Origin of the sequence: Anaeromassilibacillus sp. 1001302B_160321_C8 (genome assembly GCF_015554745.1) — a bacterium.
GTDB lineage: Bacteria > Bacillota > Clostridia > Oscillospirales > Acutalibacteraceae > Anaeromassilibacillus > Anaeromassilibacillus stercoravium.
This window is the reverse complement of record NZ_JADNJD010000045.1, coordinates 1-1,804: the sequence shown is the minus strand read 5'-3', so window position 1 is coordinate 1,804 and position 1,804 is coordinate 1. Positions and strand designations below refer to the sequence as shown.

At 47.8% G+C, this 1,804-nt stretch carries 1 protein-coding gene and 1 pseudogene; both read right to left on the bottom strand.

Translation table 11 applies throughout. The features are described from left to right. On the bottom strand, positions 1-642 hold a 642-nt coding region (locus I2E77_RS13625; protein WP_195451504.1), incomplete at its 3' end, for a class I SAM-dependent methyltransferase. A 50-nt stretch (positions 643-692) separates the two neighbouring features. Beyond that, positions 693-1,804 (bottom strand): annotated as a pseudogene (locus I2E77_RS13620) (tetracycline resistance ribosomal protection protein); the annotation flags it as partial.

Below are 1,804 nucleotides of genomic sequence, written 5' to 3'. Positions count from 1 at the left end.
AAAAATATCTTGTATGGAACGATGATAATAAATCTGCTCTTTCGGTTGCCCTTCAATCGCTATATCATAGTAACTGTGCGGTGTCATATATTTTTCAGTCAACGTGACAAAACAAGGGTGTTGCGTTGCAAAGACAAAAATTCCGCTTTCCTGCAACAGTTCATAAACAGCCATAAGAAGTGGTTCAATATCCGTAATATCCATAATTGCCATATTAGAAACTGCTTTCGTAAAGGCTCGATTTCTTTTTAATTCTAATATACTTTTTCTATTGGTCGCATCCGCCACACAAAATTCAATTTGTTTTGCATATTGTGATTGCCGTCTTTTAGCCAATTCTATCATTTTTTTGCTGTAATCAAAAGCGACAACCGAAGCGCCTCTTTGTGCAAGATACGAAGAATAATTTCCATTGCCACACGCAATATCCAAAATATAATCCGCAGGATTAGGAGATAGAAGTTCCGTTACTTTGGGACGCACTACCTCTCTGTGAAATTCATTAGATTCGTCACCCATTGCATTATCCCAAAATTGTGCGTTCTCCTCCCAGATTTTTTTACTTTCCTCTGTTCCCATGTTCTCTCCCACTCCCAAAATTTGCTTTTTTGCTTCCATTAAATCTTCCTTACGATATTCCATTGTTACCCTCCATAACTTCTGATTGTTGCCGTCTTGACGATTATGTATCTTTACATTACCTTCTGAAACATATGGCGCACCTTGTCCAGGCGGTTGTTTGGACGGCGGGGCTGGATGACCGGCTGGCCGACAGCGGCCTGATACCCTTTTAGCTCTGTAAGGCATACGCTCTGCCCGTTGGTGTAAAAGGCCAGATCAGTACGGTATGCCTGTATACAGCGGGCGGGAATCTCGCCAGTAAAGACAACTTCATCCTTTTTTACCTGGGCCGTTTCGATGGTGGCACAGTATTTCGGTGCATCATGATAAGCCCTGGAAAGGTATTCCTGGGGCGCATAGAGGGTGAAGGAGAGATAAGGTTCCAGCAGCTGCGTCCCCGATTCCTTCAATGCCTGTTCCAATACAATCGGGGCCAATGAGCGGAAGTCCGCCGGCGTGCTGACTGGACTGTAATAAAGCCCGTATTCAAAGCAAATCTTACAGTCCGTTACGTTCCAGCCGAACAAGCCCTGCTCCAGCCCGTAACGGATACCATCCCTGACAGCGTTTTGAAAACTCTGGTTCAAGTATCCCAGCGAAACCCGGCTCTCGTATTGTACGCCGGAGCCAAGCGGGAGTGGTGTAACAGACAGTCCGATAGATGCCCAAAACGGGTTGGGCGGCACCTCGATATGGATGGTGTGGCTGGCTGCTTTGAGCGGCCGCTCCATATAAATGACGGTGGGTTCCTTTACCACTGTTTCAATCTTGTATTTTTCCGACAGCAAAGCGGAAACGACCTCCAACTGCACCCGGCCCAAAAAAGAAAGAATGATCTCATGGGTGATGGAATCCACTTCGCAGCGCAAAAGCGGGTCAGTATCCGCAAGTTGCGTAAGAGCGTCCAGCAGCCGTTCTCTTTGCGCTGCCGTTTTCGGCGCAATCGTCGTCCGCAGCATGGGGAGGGGGGCCTCGCGCCACCTTTTACGAGGGAGCCGGGTTTGATCCCCTAATACATCGTTTAACCTCACGCTGTCGCTGGGAAGGATAACAATTTCGCCCGGATAAGCGGTGTCTGTCCGAACAATTTCCCCTTTGGATGGAATACGCATCTCTGTGATTTTCAGCTTTTCTCTCCCGGCCAGGGCCACCGTATCCCGCAGGCGCAGCGTTCCGCTGTATA